The following is an 18203-nucleotide window of genomic DNA, read 5'->3' as shown; positions in this document are numbered from 1 at the left end:
CACCGGGCATCGCCCCAGGGACTGAGGCGGCACCACACCTTCGTCAGCTCAGTCGTAGCTGACCTTCACCACCGGCGATTCCGGCACCGCCTGGCAGGCAAGCGAGTACCCCTCGGCCAGGTCCTGCTCGTCCAGCACCTCGTTGCGCAGCAAGCGGACCTCGCCCTCGGTGATCCGGCACGCACAGGCACTGCACGCGCCCTCGCGGCAGGAGAACGGCGCGTCCAGCCCGCTGTCGAGCAGCACGTCGAGCAGGCGCCGACCGGCGGGCCAGCGCAGGCTGTGGTGCCGCCCGTCCAGGTCCACCTCCAGGTCGGTGACCGGCCCCTCAGCGGGTGCCGCCGAGCCCTGGTCCCCGGTCAGCGAGACGAACCGCTCCACGTGGATCTCCCGCACCGCAAGGGAACGCAGCACACCCAGCACCGCCTCCATGAACGGGCCGGGCCCGCACAGGAACGCCTGGAACCCGCGGAACGGCTCGCTCAGCGAGCGGAGCTGGGCCGCGGTGGGCAGGCCCTGCACCGACTCCAGCCAGTGCACGACATGCAACCGCTCGGGGTGCCGTGCCGCCAGTTCGCGCAGCACGGCGGCGAAGATCACCGACCGCTCGTCCCGGTTGGCGTAGACGAGCACGATCCGCCCGGTACCGGCCGCCAGCACCGACTTGACGATCGACAGGATCGGGGTGATGCCGCTGCCCCCGGCGAACAGCAGGAAGTCCCCGTCCAGCGAACGCGGGCTGAAGACCCCGGCGGGCGGCAGCACCTCCAGTTCGGTACCGGCGGACACGGTGTCGCACAACCAGTTCGAGCCGTACCCCTCCGGCACCCGCTTGACCGTCACCTGCGGCGGCTCGTCCAGGTGCGGCGAGCTGGACAGGGAGTAGCACCGCGACACGCCGCCAGGCAGCCGCAAGGTCAGGAACTGCCCTGGTCGGTAGGCGAGACCGGGTGCGTCGAACACCAGGGAGCGGGCCTGCTCGGTCTCCTCGACCACCCGCGCCACGCGGAGCCGCAGTGGCGCGCGCTCAGTCATGCCGTGCCACGGGGATCGTGCCGTCCAGCACCGCCCGCGCGATGCTCTCGCGGAGTCGGCCGCACATCGGCACGAGCGCGCTGGACTGCCCGGCCGCGGCGAACTCCGGGCAGCTCGCCGCGGGCTCGCCGGTCCACTGCACGCTGGTGTGCGCCAAGCTGTTCTTCTTCACCAGCACGGTTGTCGCGCAGCTGCGGCAGTTGTGCGGCACCAGCCCCTCGGTGAGTTGGCGCTGGATGTCGGCACGGGTGGAGTTCAGCACTGCTCGGCCCGCCGCGCCAGGTTCTCCGCGACCTCCCGCTGCCACGCCTGGTTGGCCCGCGTGGTGTCCACTTCGAACTCGAAGCGGCGCACCATGTCCTCGGTGACCTCCTCGACGTCCACGTAGAACTGCTCGTACCAGCGCCGCAGCTGGTAGACCGGACCGTCCTCCTCGCACAGCAGCGGGTTGTCGATGCGGGTCTTGTTGCGCCAGATCTCCACGTCCTGCATGAAGCCGACCCCGGTGTTGCGCGCGAACTTCGCCGCGATCCTGTTGGCGTGCTCGTCGGTCAGCCCGGGCAGCTTCTTCACGATCACGCCCCACTGCAACACGAAGGAGGTGGGCGTCACGGGGTAGTGGCAGTTGATCAGCACCGTCTCCACGGTGGTGCCCTGGTAGTCGTTCCACAGCCTGTCGATCATGTACGAGGGGCCGTAGTAGGAGGCCTCCGAGCGGGTGGTCAGCTCGGCGGCGCCGGAGTAGCTGGAGCCCACCGCCACGTCCGGCCGCGCCTTGGAGTCCAGGTACTGGCTGGCCACGTGGCCCTCGAAGACGTTGCGGAAGTAGGTTGGGAACGCGAAGTGCACGTAGAAGAAGTGCGCCATGTCCACGACGTTGTCCACGATCTCGCGGCAGTTGGCACCCTCGATGCGCACCGAGTCCCAGGTCCAGTCGCTCCACTCTGCGCTGAACGCGCCCTCGATGCGCGGGATCGCCAGCTCGGGCGGCGGCGGGTTTCCCTGCGGGTCGTGCCAGACGAACAGTTGCCCGTTCTGCTCGCAGGTGGTCCACGCCCGGGTTCGTGCCCGCAGCGGCACCCGCTTGGCGTACGGCACGTCCACGCAGCGGCCGTCCCCGCCCCAGCGCCAGTCGTGGAACGGGCAGGCGATCGCACCCTGTTTGACCGTGCCCTGGCTCAGGTCCCCGCCCATGTGGCGGCAGTACGCGTCCAGCACGCGCAGCGACCCGGCCCCGTCCTGGAAGACCACCAGCTTGGTGCCGAACGCCTCCACGGCGTGCGGCTTGCCGTCGCGGAAGCCGGTTGCCAGGCCGAGGCAGTGCCAGCCGCGGGCGAACCGGGTCGGCGCGGCGCCCGCGTCGATGGAGCGAACCTCGGCTGCCGTGCTCATGACACCTCCAGTCGTAGTTCTGGAACAGGTTATAGTTTCGCCCGGCCTCAGCGCTACTGCGCGGTATCGACATGGACGAGAACACGTTCTAGTCTGGGGTCATGAGCGATCAGGTCATCGGGGCCGTCCGTGACCTGCTGCCCGCGCTGCGCGAGCGGGCACAGCAGGCCGAGGACCGGCGCAGGCTGCCCGAAGAGTCGATCAAGGACCTGGACCGGGCTGGCTTGTTCCGGCTGCTGCAACCGGCCAGGTTCGGCGGCCACGAGGCCGATCCGCTGACCTTCTACACGGCGGTCCGCCTGGTGGCCAGCGCCTGCGGGTCCACCGGCTGGGTCGGCTCGGTGGTCGGCGTGCACCCGTGGCAGCTCGCGCTGTTCCCCGAGCAAGCCCAGCAGGACGTGTGGGGCCCGGACCCGGACACTCGGATCTCCTCCTCCTACGCGCCCACCGGCAAGGCCCGCCTGGTCGCGGGCGGCTACCAGCTGTCCGGCCGGTGGAGCTTCTCCTCCGGCTGCGACCACGCGAGCTGGGTCTTCCTGGGCGGCATCGTCACCGACGAGTCCGGCAACCCGGTGGACTTCTGCACCTTCCTGCTGCCCCGCGAGGACTACGCCATCGAGGACGTCTGGGACACCGTCGGCCTGCGCGGCACGGGCAGCAACGACATCCTGGTGCGGGACGCCTTCGTGCCCGCACACCGCGCGCTGAGCTTCGCCGACACCTCGAAGTGCGTGTGCCCCGGGCAGGAGGTCAACCCGGGCCCGCTGTACCGGCTGCCCTTCGGCGCCGTGTTCTCCTACACGATCACCACGCCGATCATCGGTATGGCGACCGGCGCGTACGAGGCGCACGTGGCGTACATGACCGAGCGCGTGCGCGTGTCGTTCAAGGGGGAGAAGTCCAAAGAGGACCCGTACGCCAAGGTGCGCATCGCTGAAGCCGCCAGCGAGATCGATGCGGCGTGGTTGCAGCTCAAGGACAACATGGAACAGCTGGTGCGGCACGCCGTCGCGGGTGAGCGCATCCCCCTGTCGCTGCGACTGCGCGTGCGACGCGACCAGGTGCGCGGCACGGGGCGCTGTATCCAGGCGATCGACCGGTTGTTCGAGAACTCCGGCGGGCGGGCTCTGCGCGTGGGCACGCCGATCCAGCGCTTCTGGCGGGACGCCCACGCCGGGCGCGTGCACGCCATCAACGACCCCGAACGCGCGCTGAACATGTTCGGGACAGGGGAGTTCGGCCTTCCCGTGCAGGATGCGATGCTGTGATGGGGAAATTCGCCGACGCGGGCGGGCTTCGCCTGCACTACCACGACTTCGGTGACGGCCCGCCGGTGGTGTTCCTGCACGGTGGCGGACCCGGCGCCTCGGCCTGGAGCAACTTCGCCCGCAACATCCCGGTGTTCGCCGAGCGCTTCCGCGTGATCGCCGTGGACCAGCCGGGCTTCGGCCGCTCCGACAAGCCCACCGAGCACGGCCAGTACTTCACCTTCAGCAGTGACGCCTTGCTGGCGCTGCTGGACAAACTCGATGTGGAACGAGTCGCGCTGCTGGGCAACTCGCTGGGTGGTGGCACCGCCGTGCGCTTCGCGCTGGACCACCCCGACCGCGCGGGACGACTCGTGCTGATGGCGCCGGGCGGCTTGGGGCTCAACGTGTTCGCGCCCGATCCAACAGAGGGCGTCAAGCGGCTGGGGGCCTTCGGGGCGCGTCCGGGCCGCGACACGCTCGCCGCGTTCCTGCGCACCCTCGTGCACGACCAGTCCCTGATCACAGAGGAGCTGGTCGAGGAGCGCTACGCGGCGGCGAGCGACCCGGAGTCGTTGCGGGCCATGGCGGCGATGGGCGCCTCGTTCAGCCGACCGGACAGCTTCGAGCAGGGCATGCTCTGGCGTGAGGCGTACCGGCTGCGGCAGCGGGTCCTGCTGGTGTGGGGCCGGGAGGACCGGGTCAACCCGCTCGACGGGGCACTGGTGGCGCTGAAGCTGATCCGGCGCGCGCAGTTGCACGTGTTCGGCGGCTGCGGGCACTGGGCGCAGCTGGAGAAGTTCGCCGAGTTCAACCGGCTGGCGATCGAGTTCCTGACCGGGGAGGCGTGATGATCCGCTCGCTGGCGTACCTGCGGATCGAGGCGACCGACCTCGGGGCGTGGCGGGAGTTCGGCCTGAAGGTGCTGGGCATGGTGGAGGGCAGGGGCGGCGACCCCGAGGCGCTCTACCTGCGCATGGACGACTTCCCCGCGCGGCTGGTCATCGTGCCGGGGGAGCGCGACCGGCTCGCCCAGTCCGGCTGGGAGACCGCCAACGCCGCCGAACTCGCCGAACTGGCGACCCGCCTGGACAGCGCCGGGGTGTCGGTCGAGGAGGGCACCGAGGCCGAGTTGGCCGACCGGCGCGTCGCGGGGCTGATCCGCTTCGAGGACCCGTCCGGCAACAGCCTGGAGGTCTTCCACGGGGCCGCGCTGGAGCACCGCAGGGTGGTCAGCCCGTACGGGCACCGGTTCGTGACGGGGGAGCAGGGGCTCGGGCACGTCGTACTGTCCACAAAGGACGACGAGGCGGCCCTGCACTTCTACCGGGACGTGCTGGGCTTCCGGCTGCGCGACTCGATGCGGCTGCCGCCCCAACTGGTCGGCAGGCCCGCCGACGGGCCGCCCGCCTGGCTGCGCTTCTTCGGCTGCAACCCGCGCCACCACAGCCTCGCGTTCCTGCCCATGCCCACGCCCAGCGGGATCGTGCACCTGATGGTCGAGGTCGAGAACACCGATGACGTGGGCCTGGCACTGGACCGCGCACGGCGCAGGAAGGTGCCGATGTCGGCCACGCTGGGCAGGCACGTCAACGACCTGATGCTGTCGTTCTACATGAAGACCCCCGGTGGCTTCGACGTGGAGTTCGGTACCGAGGGGCGGCAGGTGGCCGACGAGACCTGGATCGCCCGGGAGAGCACCGCGGTCAGCCTGTGGGGCCACGACTTCAGCGTGGGCCAGCAGCGGTGAGGCAGTTCCGCGCGGTGCTGGGCCACTTCTGCACCGGCGTCACCGTTGTGACCACAGTGGACGGTGACGAGCCGGTGGGCTTCGCCTGCCAGTCCTTCGCCGCGCTCTCACTGGAGCCGCCGCTCGTGCTGTTCTGCCCCGACCGGCGTTCCCGGAGCTGGCCGGTCATCGAGCGCACCGGCGTGTTCTGCGTCAACGTGCTGACCGCCGGTCAGCGCGAGGTGTCGGCCCGCTTCGGCAGCCGGGGCGCCGACAAGTTCGCCGGAGTGGGCTGGACCCGCTCACCGGGCGGGGCCGCCGTGCTCGACGGGGCGCTGACCTGGGTGGACTGCGCGGTCCGCCAGGTGCACCCGGCCGGGGACCACTACGTGGTCATCGGCGAGGTCACCGCGCTGGGGCCGTGCGTTGGTCAGGAGCCCTTACTGTTCTACCGGGGCCGCTACGCCACGACCGACACCAGCCTGCCCACCGACGGGGAGCTGGACAGCCTGCTCACCTGGACCCGTCACGCCGACTGGATCTGACCCGTCACCAGTTCCAGTGCCACCTTGACCGCCGCCCCCATGCGTTCGGGCGCCGGAGCGGTGATGATCGGCAGCGGCACCATGCCGATCATCAGTGCGGCCATCGCCAGCACGGAGCGCAGCTGGTGCTCGGCGTCGGCGTCCTCGTCCGAGAGCAGCATCAGCAGCTGCCACATCAGTTGGCCCAGGTCCGCACCGTGCGGGTGGTCGCGCAACGCGGTCTCGTTGACCTGCGCGAACCGCAGCAGTGGCATGCTCCTGGTGAGCACCGTGGGGATGTGCCGCACGATCTCGGCCCTGTGCTCGGGCGTGCGTGGCAGGTCGCTGGCCCACTCGACCACCTCGGTCACGTCCCCGCGCATGTCCTCGATCAGCGCGGTGACGATGTCCTCCTTGCTCTTGAAGTGGTAGTAGAGCGCGGCCTTGGTGACCTCCAGCCGTTCGGCGATCTCCCGCAGCGAGGTCTTGTCGTAGCCCTGCTCGGTGAACAGTTCCAGCGCGACCTGCTGGATCCGCTGCCTGGTGTCGCTGCGCCGTTCGGCCATCTCGTCCCATCCTCGCAACTTACTTGCCGACCGGCTAGTGTCGTGCGCCGGAAATCCGCCACATAAGTCTAGTCTGGGTTGATGGCGCGGATTGGACGTCCTCCTGCTGAGGTGACGTTGACCGAGCAGGAGCGGGTAACGCTGGAACGGTGGGCGCGGCGGGCGAAGTCGTCGCAGGTGCTGGCACAGCGGTGCAGGATTGTGCTGGCGTGCGCGGACGGCCTGCCAGGCAAGCAGATCGCCGAGGATCTTCGGGTTCACCCGTCGACGGTGACCAAGTGGCGCAGGCGATTTCTCCAGCATCGGCTGGAGGGCCTGGTCGATGAGGAACGGCCGGGCCGTCCGCCGTCGATCACGGTGGACCAGGTCGAAGAGGTGATCGTGGCGACTCTGGAGGAGACCCCGCGCAACGCCACACACTGGTCTCGGGCGTCGATGGCGGAGAAGTCCGGGCTGAGCAAGTCGACCATCGGCCGGATCTGGCGCGATTTCGGGCTCAAACCCCACCGTGCCGAGACCTTCAAGCTCTCGACCGATCCATTGTTCGTGGAGAAGGTCGTCGATGTCGTTGGCCTGTACCACAATCCGCCCGAGCGGGCGGTGGTGCTGTGCGTGGACGAGAAGAGTCAGATCCAGGCACTGGACCGCTCCCAGCCGGTGCTGCCGATGATGCCGGGTATGCCTGAGCGGCGCACACATGACTACGCCCGCAATGGCATCACCAGCCTGTTCGCCGCGTTCGACGTCGCCGATGGCACGGTGATCGCCGAGTTGCATCGTCAGCACCGGGCCGCCGAGTTCAAGAAGTTCCTCATCACGATCGACAAGACGGTCCCGGCGGAGCTGGCCGTCCACCTGGTCTGTGACAACTACGGCACTCACAAGACCCCGGCGATCAAGGCCTGGCTGGCCAAGCACCCCAGGTTCCGCATGCACTTCACCCCGACCGGATCATCGTGGATCAACCAGGTCGAACGCTGGTTCGGCTTTCTCAGCGACCAGAAGATCACCCGAGGTACCCACCGCAGCGTCCAAGCGCTGGAGAAGGACATCCGCGTCTGGATCGCTGACTGGAACACCCATCCACGGCCGTTCATCTGGACCAAGACCGCCGAAGAGATCCTCGAGTCACTCGCCCGATTTTGTAGGCGGATTTCCGGCGCAGGACACTAGTTCGCCGCTACCGTGCCAACTAGCCGGTCGGCAAGTAAGTATCCATCACCAACGTGGGGAGCGTAGGAGATGACGAGCTTTCCAGTGCTCAGGACGTGCCCGTACGGCCCGCCCGAGCCGTATCGCGAGCTGCGGGAACGGGGTCCCGTGCAGGCCGAGCATCCCAGGGTGGGCAAGATCTGGTTGATCACCCGGCACGCCGAGATGCGGCAGGTGCTGATCGATCCCCGGTTCAGCGCCGACCCCCGCAACCCGGGGCACCCCAACGCCGATGAGGAGTTCGTCCCCGGCGGCTTCATCGGCATGGACCCGCCCGAGCACAGCCGGTTCCGCAAGCTGCTGATCCCGGAGTTCTCCGTGCCCCGCCTGAAGAAGATGCGCCCTGGCATCCAGCAGGTCGTGGACGGGCTGATCGAGGACATGCTGGCCGCGGGCGACTCCGCGGACCTGGTCACGGCGTTCGCGCTGCCGGTGCCCTCGCTGGTGATCTGCCAGCTGCTCGGCGTGCCGTACTCCGATCACGAGTTCTTCCAGTCCAGGACCTCGAAGATGGTCGACTTCGACACCAAGCCGGAGGAGTCCAGGGCCCTCGGCGAGGAGTTGGGGCACTACCTCGGCGAGCTGGTCGCCCAGCGTGGGCGTGAGCCCCAAGACGACCTGATCAGCCGGATGCTCGCCAGCGGCAAGGTGAGCCCGGAGGAGATCATCGGCTCCTCGGTGCTGCTGCTGATCGCCGGGCACGAGACCACCGCGAACATGATCTCGCTGGGGGTGCTGACCCTGCTGGACAACCCCGGCTGGGCCCAGGACCCACGGGCCGTGGACGAGTTGCTGCGCTACCACTCCATCGCCGACCTGGTGACCGACCGGGTCGCCGTGGCCGACGTGGAGATCGGCGGCAAGCTGATCCGCGCGGGGGAGGCCGTCGTCACCCTGGGTTTGGCGGCCAACTGGGACGAGACCGTCTTCGAGCGCCCCGAGCAGTTCGACCCGACCCGCGCCCGCAACCACCTGGCCTTCGGCTACGGCGTGCACCAGTGCATCGGCCAGAACCTGGCCCGCGCCGAGTTGGAGATCGCCTACCGGACCCTGTTCGAGCGGGTGCCCACGCTGCGGCTGGCCGCGCCCGTGGCCGAGTTGCCGTTCAAGTACAACAGTGCGATCTTCGGCCTGCACTCGATGCCCGTGACGTGGTGACCCCTGCTTTACGCTCGAGTAACCCTACTCTAGAGTAGGAATGGGCGGACGCGGAGGAGCGCGCAATGGCGAAACGGGCCGGACTGGACCCGATGGGGCTGGCGTTGGGGCTGCTCAACAAGGTGGCCGGTGCGCCACTGCTGGAGCGGTTCGGGCTGCACAAGCCAGTGGAGAAGGTGGCCTACGAGGCGACCAGGGCCGGGTTCCGCACGATCGGCGCGGCGACCAGGACCTTCAAGGCGGTCGGCAAGCTGGGCGGTGCCCCGGCGCGACTGCCCTCGGCGCCGGAGAGCGGCCTGTTCGACCTGACGCCCACCGACGAGCAGCGCATGATCGTGGACACGGTGGCCGAGTTCGCCGCCGAGCAGCTGCGGCCCGCCGCGGCAGCGGCCAACGAGTCCTGTACCCCGCCGCGCGAGCTGCTCGGCCGCGTCGCCGAGCTGGGCGTGGGCCTGCTCGGCGTACCCGAGCAGCTCGACGGCGCGGGCACCGAGCGCTCGGCGGTGACCAACGTGCTCGTCGCCGAGGCCATGGCGCACGGGGACCTCGGCCTGGCGGTGGCCTGCCTGGCCCCGTCCGCCGTGAGCACCGCGCTGGTGCTGTGGGGTGACGGCGACCAGCAGGCGATCTACCTGCCCTCCTTCGTTGGCGAGGACGTGCCCGCCGCGGCGCTGGCGATCCTCGAACCGCGACCGCTGTTCGACCCGTTCGTGCTGCGCACCACCGCGCGCCGCGGACCGGGCGGGTACGTGCTCAACGGGGTGAAGTCCTTGGTGCCCAGGGCATCCGAGGCCGAACTGTTCGTCATCGCCGCCGAGTTGCCCGGATCCGGGCCCGCGCTGTTCCTGGTGGAGTCCAGCGCCAGCGGGCTGACCGTGGAGTCCGAGCCCGGCATGGGCCTGCGCGCCGCGAACATGGGCCGCGTGCTGCTGGACGAGGTGTCGGTTCCGGCGACCGCCCTGCTCGGCGGCGGCAGCCGCGAGGTCTACACCGAGTGCGTGCGGTTGTCCCGGCTCGGCTGGTGCGCGCTGTCGCTGGGCACCGCCCAGGCCGTGCTCGACTACGTCATCCCGTACGTCAACGAGCGGCAGGCCTTCGGCGAGCCGGTCAGCCACCGGCAGGGCGTGGCCTTCAAGGTCGCCGACATCGGCATCGAACTGGCCGGGATGCGGCTGGTGACCTACCGTGCCGCCAGCCGCGCCGAACAGGGCAAGTCCTACGCCCGCGAGGTCGCGCTGGCCCGCAAGCTGTGCACCGACAAGGGCATGGCCATCGGCAGCGACGGGGTGCAGCTGCTCGGTGGGCACGGCTACGTCAAGGAGCACCCGGTGGAGCGCTGGTACCGCGACCTGCGCGCACTGGGTGTCGTCGAAGGCATCGTCCTGGTCTAGGAGAGGTAGCGGAGATGATCAACCTCGAGGTGCCCAGGAAGTTCGCCGGTCTGGTCAACCAGGCACACCAGGTGGCAGTGGAGTTCTTCCGGCCCAACTCGCGCAAGTACGACCAGGCCGAGCACGCCTACCCCAAGGAGCTCGACCTGCTCGCCGCCGTGCTCGACGGCATGAACTCCTCCGGCGAGGGCGCCACCGGCAACGCCGGTGCGGGCGGGGTGCGCCGGGGCAAGGACAGCGGCGGCGGCATCCGCAACGGCGGCAACCTCGCCACCCTGCTCGGCATCATCGAACTGTGCTGGGGGGATGTCGCCCTGCTGCTGTCCATGCCGAGGCAGGGACTGGGCAACGCCGCCATCGCCTCGGTCGCCGACGAGGAGCAACTGTCCCGGTTCGGCACCAAGTGGGCCGCCATGGCCATCACCGAGCCGGGCTGCGGCTCGGACTCCGCCGCGATCCGGGCCACCGCCAAGCTCGACGGCGACCACTACGTGCTCAACGGCGAGAAGATCTTCGTCACGGCCGGTGGCCGGGCCGAGGCCGTGGTCGTGTGGGCCAGCCTGGACCTGTCCAAGGGCCGTGCCGCGATCAAGTCCTTCCTCGTCGAGAAGGGCACTCCGGGCTTCGAGGTCGTGCGCCTGGAACACAAACTCGGCATCCGCGCCTCCGACACCGCCCACCTGCGGCTGGAGAACTGCCGAGTCCCCAAGGAGAACCTGCTCGGCAGCCCCGAGATCGAGGTCGAACGCGGCTTCGCGGGCGCCATGCAGACCTTCGACAACACCCGGCCCCTGGTCGCGGGCATGGCCGTGGGCGTGGCCCGTGCCGCACTGGAGACCACCCGCGAGCTGCTGGCGGAGGCCGGGGTCGCCGTGGACTACGACCGGCCCGCCAACAGCCAGCACGCCGCCGCTGCCGCCTTCCTCGCCGCCGAGGCCGACTACGAGTCCGCCTACCTGCTGACCATGCAGGCCGCCTGGATGGCCGACAACAACCGGCCCAACTCGCTGGAGGCCAGCATGGCCAAGGCGAAGGCGGGGCGGGCCGCCACCGAGATCACCCTGCGCTGCGTGGAGCTGTGCGGCAGCCTCGGCTACACCGAGAACGCCCTGCTGGAGAAGTGGAGCCGAGACTCCAAGATCCTCGACATCTTCGAGGGCACCCAGCAGATCCAGCAACTCGTCGTGGCCCGCCGCCTGCTCGGCAAGAGCTCCCAGGAACTGCGCTGACCCACCCCGTCTGCCATGAAAGTGCCGTTGCTGGCACTGGACGCCAGCAACGGCACTTTCATGGCGTCTAGGCGGCGTAGTCCGGCAGGTCGATCTTGTCGGCGGGGGGCACGACGAACCGGCTGAACAGGCCGCTGGCGGCGGGGCTGGCGGCCAGCCCGAGCGCGGTGTGCAGCAACCGGATGCCGGTGGTGGAGCGGGGCGCGGCGATGCGCGGGGCGAACGAGGACACGCCCTGGGCCTGGGTCACGTAGGGCCGCATGATCGTCTCGTAGGAGCGGAACGCCGCATGGTGGTCGTGGAGCCGGGACAGCTCACCGGCCAGCACGTAGGCGCCGACCAGCGCGAGGCTGGTGCCCATGCCGCTGATGGGGGAGGCACAGTAGCCCGCGTCGCCCAGCAGGGCCACACGTCCCCGCGACCACTGGTCCACGCGCACCTGGCCGATGGCCTCGAAGTAGAAGTCCTCGGCAGTGTCCATTCCGGACAGTACGCGGTCGGTCTCCCAGCCGGCACCTGCGAACAACCGGCGCAGCAGCCGCTTCTGCTCGGGCGTGGTGAGCTTCTCGCAGCCCCGTGGCTTGGACACGATGGACAGCAGCGCCCTGGTGGTGCCCAGGTTGTCGGGGCGCAGGCCGACGGTGCGGCCCAGGCTCGCGTTGTACCAGCGCGCCCAGTCGCTGTCGGACTCGGCGCGGGGGATGGTGAAGTACGCGGTGTAGAGCCCGAAGGAGCGGATCCGGGTGATGTCGGCGAAGACGAGCTCGCGGGTGCGCGAACGCAGCCCGTCGGCGAGCACGACCAGGTCGAACTCGCGGTCGGGACCGTTGCGGAAGCTGACCTGGACCCGGTCACCGGTGTCGTCCAGGCTGGTGATCTCGTCACCGAAGAGGTACTCGGTGTCCTCCCGGGTGCTGTCGTAGAGCACCTCGGACAGTTCGCCGCGCAGCAGTTCCAGGTCGATCACGAAGCCCGCACCGCCGAAGGAGTCGGCGCCCAGGCTGGCCTTCACCCGGCCGTCGCCGCCGATGAACCGCACGCCCCGCTCCCCGGTGAGCCGCTTGCGGACCTCGCCCTCCAGGCCCATGCGCTGCACGATGGTGTGGCCCGCGCCGCGCAGGTCCACGGTCTGCCCGCCGGGGCGCAGCCGGGGGAAGCGCTCCACGACGGTCGGGGTCATGCCGTACCGGGTCAGCCAGAAGGCGAGTGCGGGACCGGCGATGCTCGCGCCGGAGATGAGTACCCTGCGGGACATGGGAAAGCGCTCCTGATCTCAGTGGGCGGCGATGGTGTCAGCGGGTACTACGAGCACCGCGCGGCTGGCGCGTGAACGTGGCCCGCCCGCTCCAGCCGATCGACCACGCGGGTGCTCGCGGCCGTGGAGACGAGGTCCTTCGCGGTCAGCGGCCTCTCGATGACCAGGTGTTCCAGCGCCGCCAGGTCTGGGGGTTGCTGCGCAGGACCCGGCTCAGCCGCTGCTCGATCACCCCGGTCTGTCGCAGGCGCTCCACGAGGGCCGCGCCGGTCCGCGCTGTGGTCACAGGGCGAGACTACTGGAGAAGTCTCTAACCAGATAAGTTAATTACCCTGTGAGGAGTACCTCGCCGATCCGGGCCAGGTGTTCGGCGGGCGTGCCGAACAGGTGGGCGCTGCCGTGTGCGCGCTTGAAGTACAGGTGCGCGTCGTGCTCCCAGGTGATGGCGATGCCGCCGTGGAGCTGGATCATCTCGGCGGCGACGCGCTGGTATACCTCGGAGCAGTGGACCTTGGCGATGGCGGCGCGGGTGGGGGTCGTGGCGGCGAGCGCGGCGGAGCGGGCGGTCTCGACGAGCACGTGCAGGTCGGCCATGCGGTGCTGCAAGGCCTGGAAACTGCCGATGGCCCGCCCGAACTGCACGCGGCGGCTCGTGTACTGCACGGTCAGTTCCAGGCACCGCGCGGCGCCACCGACCTGCTCGGCGGCGAGGGCCGCACAGGCCAGGTCGCGGACGGCGGTGGGATCGGTGCGGCCGAGGGGGCGCAGTTCGGCCTCACTGATGTCCACAGTGCACAGACGACGGGTCGGGTCCATCGTGGTCAGCTGGCGGCACCGTGCACCGTCCACTTCGGACAGTTTATCGCCGTCGAGCAGCAGGAGCACGTCGGCGATATCGGCGTCAGGCACGTGTTCGCCCCAGATGAGTGCGGGCGTGACCTCACCCGCGGCGATTCGGGGCAACAGGCGCTCCCTTGCCCCGTTGTTGTCGAGGCAGAGCAGGGCCTGCGTGGCAAGGATCGTGGCGAGCATGGGCACTGGGGCGAGGATGCGGCCAAGTTCCTCCATGACGAGCTGAACCGCGGCCAGACCAGAGCCGGTCCCGCCGTGGCACTCGGGGATCATCAGCCCGGCGACGCCGATCTGCCCGCGCAGCAACGACCAGAGCTCGGCGTCGTGGCCCGGCATGACAGAGCGGACCTCGCAGCGCCGCAGGGCGTGCCGGAGCACACGTTGTTCCTCGCTCAGGGACACAGCGCCTCCATGACTCGGCTGCGATGGTACGAATCGGTGCCCCACAGCGTGATCAGCGCGCGGACCCGGGTCAGCCAGCGGCTCAGCGCGTACTCGGCGGTGTAGCCGATCGCGCCGTGCACCTGCAACGCGACGCGGGCGGCACGATAGGCGGACCGGTTGGCGGCGATCTTGGCGGCGGAGACCTGCTGCGGGGTGGGGTCGATGGCGGCGTTGCGGACCAGCGGCAGGGCGAGTTCGAGGCCGACGTGGGTGTCGGCGAGTTGGTGCTTGACGGCCTGGAAGCGGCCGATGGGCTGGCCGAACTGCTTGCGGTGCAAGGCGTAATCGACGGTTCGGGCCAGCAGGGCCTGGCCGAGGCCGAGCAGCTCGGCGGAGCAGGCGAGCACGCCGAGGTCGAAGGCGCGGGCGTCGGCTGGGCCGATCACGTCTGCGGCCCGCACGGTGACGAGGTGCCGGGACCGGTCTACTGAGGACATTTCCGAGCAGGCGACTCCGTGGTGCAGCAACCCGTTCTGCACCACGAAGAGCTGGTCGGCCTGCTGGGCGTGCGGGAGGTGTGGGGGCCAGGCGAGCGAGCCCTTGCCGGTGAAGCCGGACAGCAAGCTCGGCAGCACGGCGAAGGACTCGATGATCGGACCGGGCACGGCGAACCGGCCCAGCTCGAGGAAGAGCACCACGAGGTCCGGCGGCTCCGTCACCTCGTGCAGGCCGAGTTCGTCCAGTGTGGACCACTCGGTGGACTCCGTCAGCGCCTTGTGCAGTACGGCGGCGAACTGGGTCTGCTCGGGCGTCATCGCGGCAGCCCCAGCAGTCGCTCGGCCACCAGGTTGCGCTGGATCTCGTTGGTACCGGCGTAGATCGGACCCGCGAGCGCGAACAGGTAGCCGTCCAGCCACGGGCCGGGGAGTTCAGCCTCAGGCCCGAGCAGGTCCAGCGCGGTCTCGTGCAGCGCAGTGTCCAATTCGGACCAGAACAGCTTGCCCACACTGGACTCCGCGCCCAGCGAGCCGCCGCCGACCAGTCGTGACACGGTCTCCGCGGTGTGCAGCCGGTACGCCTGGGCGCCGATCCAGGCGTCCACTACGCGGTCACGCAGGTACGGGTCACGGCGCTGCCACCACAGGTCCACCAGCCGATCGGCCGCCGCGAGGAACCGGCCGGGGCTGCGCAGGGTGAGCCCGCGCTCGTTGCTGGCGGTGCTCATCGCCACCCGCCAGCCCTCGCCGACCCCGCCGAGCACGTCGTGGTCCGGTACGAACACGTTGTCCAGGAACACCTCGGCGAAGCCCGGTTCGCCGTCCAGTTGCGGGATGGGCCGCACGGTGACGCCCTCGGCGCGCAGGTCGAACAGGAAGTAGGTCAGGCCGCGGTGCCGTTGCGCGCCGGGATCGCTGCGGAACAGGCCGAAGGCCCGGTCGGCGAAGGCCGCGCGGGAACTCCAGGTCTTCTGCCCGCTGAGCAGCCAGCCGCCTTCCGTTGGTACGGCACGGCTTCGGATCGCGGCGAGGTCGCTGCCAGCCTCGGGTTCCGACCAGGCCTGTGCCCAGATGTCCTCCGCGCGAGCCATGCGGGGCAGCAGCCGGGCGAGCTGTTCCCCGGTGCCGTGGGCGAACAGGGTCGGCGCGAGCAGGAAGATCCCGTTCTGGCTGACCCGGGGCGGGGCCCCGGCCGCGTAGTACTCCTCCTCGAACGCCAGCCAGTCCCACAACGAGGCGTCACGTCCGCCGTACTCGGCTGGCCAGGTGATGGCGGAAAGCCTTTCCTGGGCGAGTAGTCGTTCCCACTCGCGGTGTTGCTCGAAACCTGTTGCCGAGTCCATTGAGGACAGGTTGTGCGGGACGTTGGCCGCCAGCCAGGAGCGGACCTCGGCGCGGAAGGTCACTGGCCCGCGGCCTTCATCGCGCGGGCGTCCATGCCGCCCAGCGGATCCGCCGAGACCTCGGCGTTGTGGGCGTGCGCCAGGTGGTGCAGGCCGAACACCGAGTCCATGCCCGCGCGCAGCCCCATCAGGTCCTCGGCCTGGTTGACGGCCTTCTTCGCCAGCGCGAGGCCGAACTGGGGCATCGCGGCGATCTTCGCGGCCAGTACCAGGGTCTCGTCCTCCAACGAGTCGCGCGGCACCACGCGGTTGACCATGCCCCACTCGTACGCCTGCGCGGCGCTGAACCGCTCGCCGGTGAACAGCACCTCCTTGGCACGGCGCGGGCCGAGCACCCAGGGGTGCGCGAAGTACTCCACCCCGGGGATCCCCATGCGCACCACGGGGTCGCTGAAGAACGCGTCCTCGCTGGCCACGATCACGTCACAGGCCCAGGCCAGCATCAGCCCGCCAGCCACGCAGGCGCCCTGCACCATGGCGATCACCGGCTTGGGGATCTCCCGCCAGCGGCGGCACATGCCCAGGTACACCTCGCTCTCGCGGGCGAACCGCCGGTCGGCGCCCTCGCACCCGGTGTGGTCCCACCACAGCACCGCCCTTCGCGGGAAGGACTGGTCGGCGTCCCGTTCCGGCGTGCCGATGTCGTGCCCGGCCGAGAAGTGCTTGCCCGCACCGGCCAACACGAGGACCGACACCTCCCGGTCGTCGACGGCTCGGGTGAAGGCCTCGTCCAGTGCGTAGGTCATGGCCGAGTTCTGGGCGTTGCGGTACTCGGGCCGGTTCATGGTCACCACGGCCACCGGGCCGCGCCGCTCGTACTCGACGATCACGGTTGCTCCTCTCGCAGCACGCGCTTGAGCACCTTGCCCGCTGGCGTTCTCGGAAGCTCCGAACGGAACTCCACGAACCGGGGCACCTTGTAGTTGGCGAGTCGTTCCCGGCAGTGCGCGAGAACATCCTCAGTGGACAGTTGATGTCCAGGGGCGGTGATCACCAGCGCCTTGCCCACCTCGCCGAGGCGTCCGTCCGGCACGCCGATCACCGCCGACTCGGCGATGCCGGGCAGCCCGGCCAGTTCCTGCTCCACCTCGGCCGGGTACACGTTGAACCCGCCACAGATGTACATGTCCTTGAGGCGGTCGGTGATCGTCAGGTAGCCGCGCTCGTCCACCCGGCCGATGTCCCCGGTGTGCAGCCAGCCCGCGCTGTCGACCGCCTGCGCCGTGGCCGCCGGGTCGTCCAGGTAGCCGAGCATGACGTTGCTGCCCCGCAACAGGATCTCGCCGGTCACCGGGTCGGTGGCCAACTCGAACCCGGCGGTCGGTCGGCCCGAGGTGGTGGCCACGGTTCGCGCGTCGTCCTCGGGGCGGCACATCGTGGCCACCACCGCCTCGGTCAGCCCGTAGGCGGTCAGCACGCACTCGAAGTGCCGCTGCATGCGCTCCACCAGTGGCACGGGAACCGTTGCGGCGCCGGTGACCGCGAGCCGCAGCGAGGACAGGTCGAGCCCGTCACGGTCCAGCAGTTGCTGGTAGACCGTCGGCGGCCCGGGCAGCACGGTGATCCGCTCGCTGGTGATCAGCGCTGCCGTGCGGTCCAGGTCGAACACCGCCTGCGGCACGATCGTGGCCCCGCGCAGCAGGCAGGCCAGGATGCCCGCCTTGTAGCCGAAACTGTGGAAGAACGGGTTGATCACCAGGTAGCGGTCGGTCTCCCGCAGCCGCCCGCACTCCGCCCAGGCCTCGGCCACCGCGAGGGCCTGCCGGTGCGCGCTCATGGCGCCCTTGCTGCGCCCCGTCGTGCCCGAGGTGAACAACACGTCGCTGACGTCCTCGGGACGGACCTCCGCCGCGCGCCGATCCGCCTCCGCCCTCGCGCGGGGCAGGTCGGTCCAGTCGCCGGTGGGCAGCACGAAGGGCACCGACCCGCCAGCCGCGTGCAGGTCGGCGAGCCGGTCCCTGCCGAGGAAACCCTCGTCGACGACCAGGGCGCGGGCGTTGGTCCGCTCCAGCACGTCACGCACCTCGTGACCGGTGAACCGGGTGCTCACCGGGACGAGCGTGGCCCCGGCGTACAGGGTGCCCAGCGCGGCGACCACCCAGTGCCAGGTGTTGGGGGCGCAGATCGCGACACGCTGGCCGGGCAGCACTCCGGCGTCGAGCAGGACCTGGGCCAGCGAGCGGACCCGCTCGCGCAACCCGGTGAAGCCGATCCGGGTCGAACCGTCCACCACGGCCTCGGACTCACCGAAGCGCTCGGCCGCGGCGGTGACGGCGGCCGGGACGGTGCTGGGGATCACGCGACCACCTCCCAAGCAATTGCTTGGTAG

At 70.0% G+C, this 18203-nt stretch carries 19 protein-coding genes; 8 read left to right on the top strand and 11 right to left on the bottom strand.

The features are described from left to right. Positions 1–48: 48 nt before the first annotated feature. Genes KALB_RS25270 through KALB_RS25260 form a run of 3 tightly spaced genes read right to left on the bottom strand, consistent with a single transcriptional unit; the run spans position 49 to position 2427 of the window. Positions 49–1035 (bottom strand): ferredoxin--NADP reductase, encoded by a 987-nt coding sequence (locus KALB_RS25270; protein ID WP_025358498.1) that lies wholly within the window; start codon positions 1033–1035, stop codon positions 49–51. Then, on the bottom strand, positions 1028–1297 hold the full coding sequence (locus KALB_RS25265) for a hypothetical protein (RefSeq protein WP_025358497.1): 270 nt from the start codon (positions 1295–1297) through the stop codon (positions 1028–1030). The genes KALB_RS25270 and KALB_RS25265 overlap by 8 nt, the downstream gene beginning before the upstream one ends. After that, on the bottom strand, positions 1291–2427 hold the full coding sequence (locus KALB_RS25260; RefSeq protein WP_025358496.1) for a 3-ketosteroid-9-alpha-monooxygenase, oxygenase component: 1137 nt from the start codon (positions 2425–2427) through the stop codon (positions 1291–1293). Before KALB_RS25260 ends, KALB_RS25265 begins: the two co-directional genes overlap by 7 nt. A 101-nt stretch (positions 2428–2528) precedes the next feature. Here KALB_RS25260 and hsaA point away from each other — a divergent pair, with 101 nt between their 5' ends. From hsaA to hsaB, 4 genes are read left to right on the top strand one after another with little or no spacing between them, the layout of a single operon-like run. Further along, entirely contained in the window at positions 2529–3695 is a 1167-nt protein-coding gene (gene hsaA / locus KALB_RS25255) for a 3-hydroxy-9,10-secoandrosta-1,3,5(10)-triene-9,17-dione monooxygenase oxygenase subunit (protein WP_025358495.1), read from the top strand. Beyond that, positions 3695–4525 carry a 4,5:9,10-diseco-3-hydroxy-5,9,17-trioxoandrosta-1(10),2-diene-4-oate hydrolase gene (gene hsaD, locus KALB_RS25250; RefSeq protein ID WP_030110626.1) on the top strand — a complete coding sequence of 277 codons (831 nt, stop codon included), beginning with the start codon at positions 3695–3697 and terminating at the stop codon, positions 4523–4525. Before hsaA ends, hsaD begins: the two co-directional genes overlap by 1 nt. Then, complete coding sequence (gene hsaC, locus KALB_RS25245) at positions 4522–5424, top strand: iron-dependent extradiol dioxygenase HsaC (protein WP_025358493.1); 903 nt, start codon at positions 4522–4524, stop codon at positions 5422–5424. The genes hsaD and hsaC overlap by 4 nt, the downstream gene beginning before the upstream one ends. Beyond that, positions 5421–5948, top strand: a complete 528-nt coding sequence (hsaB, locus tag KALB_RS25240; RefSeq protein ID WP_025358492.1) for a 3-hydroxy-9,10-secoandrosta-1,3,5(10)-triene-9,17-dione monooxygenase reductase subunit — start codon at positions 5421–5423, stop codon at positions 5946–5948. Before hsaC ends, hsaB begins: the two co-directional genes overlap by 4 nt. Here hsaB and KALB_RS25235 read toward each other — a convergent pair. Next, positions 5930–6493, bottom strand: coding sequence for a TetR/AcrR family transcriptional regulator (locus tag KALB_RS25235; protein ID WP_025358491.1), 564 nt, complete (start codon positions 6491–6493; stop codon positions 5930–5932). The two genes, hsaB and KALB_RS25235, sit on opposite strands and share 19 nt — an antisense overlap. A gap of 81 nt (positions 6494–6574) precedes the next feature. Between KALB_RS25235 and KALB_RS25230 the strand changes: the two genes are divergently transcribed. From KALB_RS25230 to KALB_RS25215, 4 genes are all read left to right on the top strand, one after another. Then, positions 6575–7666, top strand: a complete 1092-nt coding sequence (locus KALB_RS25230) for an IS630 family transposase (protein ID WP_025353938.1) — start codon at positions 6575–6577, stop codon at positions 7664–7666. 69 nt (positions 7667–7735) lie between these two features. Further along, positions 7736–8863, top strand: a complete 1128-nt coding sequence (locus tag KALB_RS25225; RefSeq protein ID WP_052360484.1) for a cytochrome P450 — start codon at positions 7736–7738, stop codon at positions 8861–8863. 92 nt (positions 8864–8955) lie between these two features. Then, a complete protein-coding gene (locus KALB_RS25220; RefSeq protein WP_025358489.1) occupies positions 8956–10254 on the top strand; it encodes an acyl-CoA dehydrogenase family protein in 1299 nt (432 codons plus the stop codon). 14 nt (positions 10255–10268) lie between these two features. Beyond that, positions 10269–11483, top strand: a complete 1215-nt coding sequence (locus KALB_RS25215) for an acyl-CoA dehydrogenase family protein (protein ID WP_025358488.1) — start codon at positions 10269–10271, stop codon at positions 11481–11483. A gap of 67 nt (positions 11484–11550) precedes the next feature. Here KALB_RS25215 and KALB_RS25210 read toward each other — a convergent pair whose 3' ends face one another. From KALB_RS25210 to KALB_RS25185, 7 genes are all read right to left on the bottom strand, one after another. Continuing rightward, positions 11551–12738 carry an FAD-dependent monooxygenase gene (locus KALB_RS25210; protein ID WP_025358487.1) on the bottom strand — a complete coding sequence of 396 codons (1188 nt, stop codon included), beginning with the start codon at positions 12736–12738 and terminating at the stop codon, positions 11551–11553. A 145-nt stretch (positions 12739–12883) separates the two neighbouring features. Next, entirely contained in the window at positions 12884–13024 is a 141-nt protein-coding gene (locus KALB_RS47755) for a hypothetical protein (RefSeq protein ID WP_158510806.1), read from the bottom strand. Between the two features lie 41 nt (positions 13025–13065). Continuing rightward, positions 13066–13926, bottom strand: a complete 861-nt coding sequence (locus tag KALB_RS25205; RefSeq protein WP_420811834.1) for an acyl-CoA dehydrogenase family protein — start codon at positions 13924–13926, stop codon at positions 13066–13068. Between the two features lie 56 nt (positions 13927–13982). Continuing rightward, positions 13983–14789, bottom strand: coding sequence for an acyl-CoA dehydrogenase family protein (locus tag KALB_RS25200; RefSeq protein WP_025358485.1), 807 nt, complete (start codon positions 14787–14789; stop codon positions 13983–13985). Beyond that, entirely contained in the window at positions 14786–15877 is a 1092-nt protein-coding gene (locus tag KALB_RS25195) for an acyl-CoA dehydrogenase family protein (protein ID WP_025358484.1), read from the bottom strand. The genes KALB_RS25200 and KALB_RS25195 overlap by 4 nt, the downstream gene beginning before the upstream one ends. Next, entirely contained in the window at positions 15874–16704 is an 831-nt protein-coding gene (locus KALB_RS25190) for an enoyl-CoA hydratase (RefSeq protein ID WP_025358483.1), read from the bottom strand. The genes KALB_RS25195 and KALB_RS25190 overlap by 4 nt, the downstream gene beginning before the upstream one ends. Beyond that, on the bottom strand, positions 16701–18173 hold the full coding sequence (locus KALB_RS25185) for a FadD3 family acyl-CoA ligase (RefSeq protein ID WP_025358482.1): 1473 nt from the start codon (positions 18171–18173) through the stop codon (positions 16701–16703). The genes KALB_RS25190 and KALB_RS25185 overlap by 4 nt, the downstream gene beginning before the upstream one ends. Between the last annotated feature and the right edge of the window lie 30 nt (positions 18174–18203).

It is taken from the genome of Kutzneria viridogrisea DSM 43870 (assembly GCF_000525635.1).
Lineage (GTDB): Bacteria > Actinomycetota > Actinomycetes > Mycobacteriales > Pseudonocardiaceae > Kutzneria > Kutzneria viridogrisea.
Note: the sequence above shows the minus strand (reverse complement) of the source record. Positions and strands in the feature narration are given on the sequence as shown.

What these genes read in the sequence shown, in the direction of transcription:
- KALB_RS25270 (WP_025358498.1), bottom strand. Translation starts at nt 1,035, where the DNA reads ATGACTGAGCGCGCGCCACTGCGGCTCCGCGTGGCGCGGGTGGTCGAG.
- KALB_RS25260 (WP_025358496.1), bottom strand. Translation starts at nt 2,427, where the DNA reads ATGAGCACGGCAGCCGAGGTTCGCTCCATCGACGCGGGCGCCGCGCCG.
- hsaA (WP_025358495.1), top strand. Translation starts at nt 2,529, where the DNA reads ATGAGCGATCAGGTCATCGGGGCCGTCCGTGACCTGCTGCCCGCGCTG.
- hsaD (WP_030110626.1), top strand. Translation starts at nt 3,695, where the DNA reads ATGGGGAAATTCGCCGACGCGGGCGGGCTTCGCCTGCACTACCACGAC.
- KALB_RS25235 (WP_025358491.1), bottom strand. Translation starts at nt 6,493, where the DNA reads ATGGCCGAACGGCGCAGCGACACCAGGCAGCGGATCCAGCAGGTCGCG.
- KALB_RS25230 (WP_025353938.1), top strand. Translation starts at nt 6,575, where the DNA reads ATGGCGCGGATTGGACGTCCTCCTGCTGAGGTGACGTTGACCGAGCAG.
- KALB_RS25225 (WP_052360484.1), top strand. Translation starts at nt 7,736, where the DNA reads ATGACGAGCTTTCCAGTGCTCAGGACGTGCCCGTACGGCCCGCCCGAG.
- KALB_RS25220 (WP_025358489.1), top strand. Translation starts at nt 8,956, where the DNA reads ATGGGGCTGGCGTTGGGGCTGCTCAACAAGGTGGCCGGTGCGCCACTG.
- KALB_RS25215 (WP_025358488.1), top strand. Translation starts at nt 10,269, where the DNA reads ATGATCAACCTCGAGGTGCCCAGGAAGTTCGCCGGTCTGGTCAACCAG.
- KALB_RS25210 (WP_025358487.1), bottom strand. Translation starts at nt 12,738, where the DNA reads ATGTCCCGCAGGGTACTCATCTCCGGCGCGAGCATCGCCGGTCCCGCA.
- KALB_RS25205 (WP_420811834.1), bottom strand. Translation starts at nt 13,926, where the DNA reads ATGCCGGGCCACGACGCCGAGCTCTGGTCGTTGCTGCGCGGGCAGATC.
- KALB_RS25200 (WP_025358485.1), bottom strand. Translation starts at nt 14,789, where the DNA reads ATGACGCCCGAGCAGACCCAGTTCGCCGCCGTACTGCACAAGGCGCTG.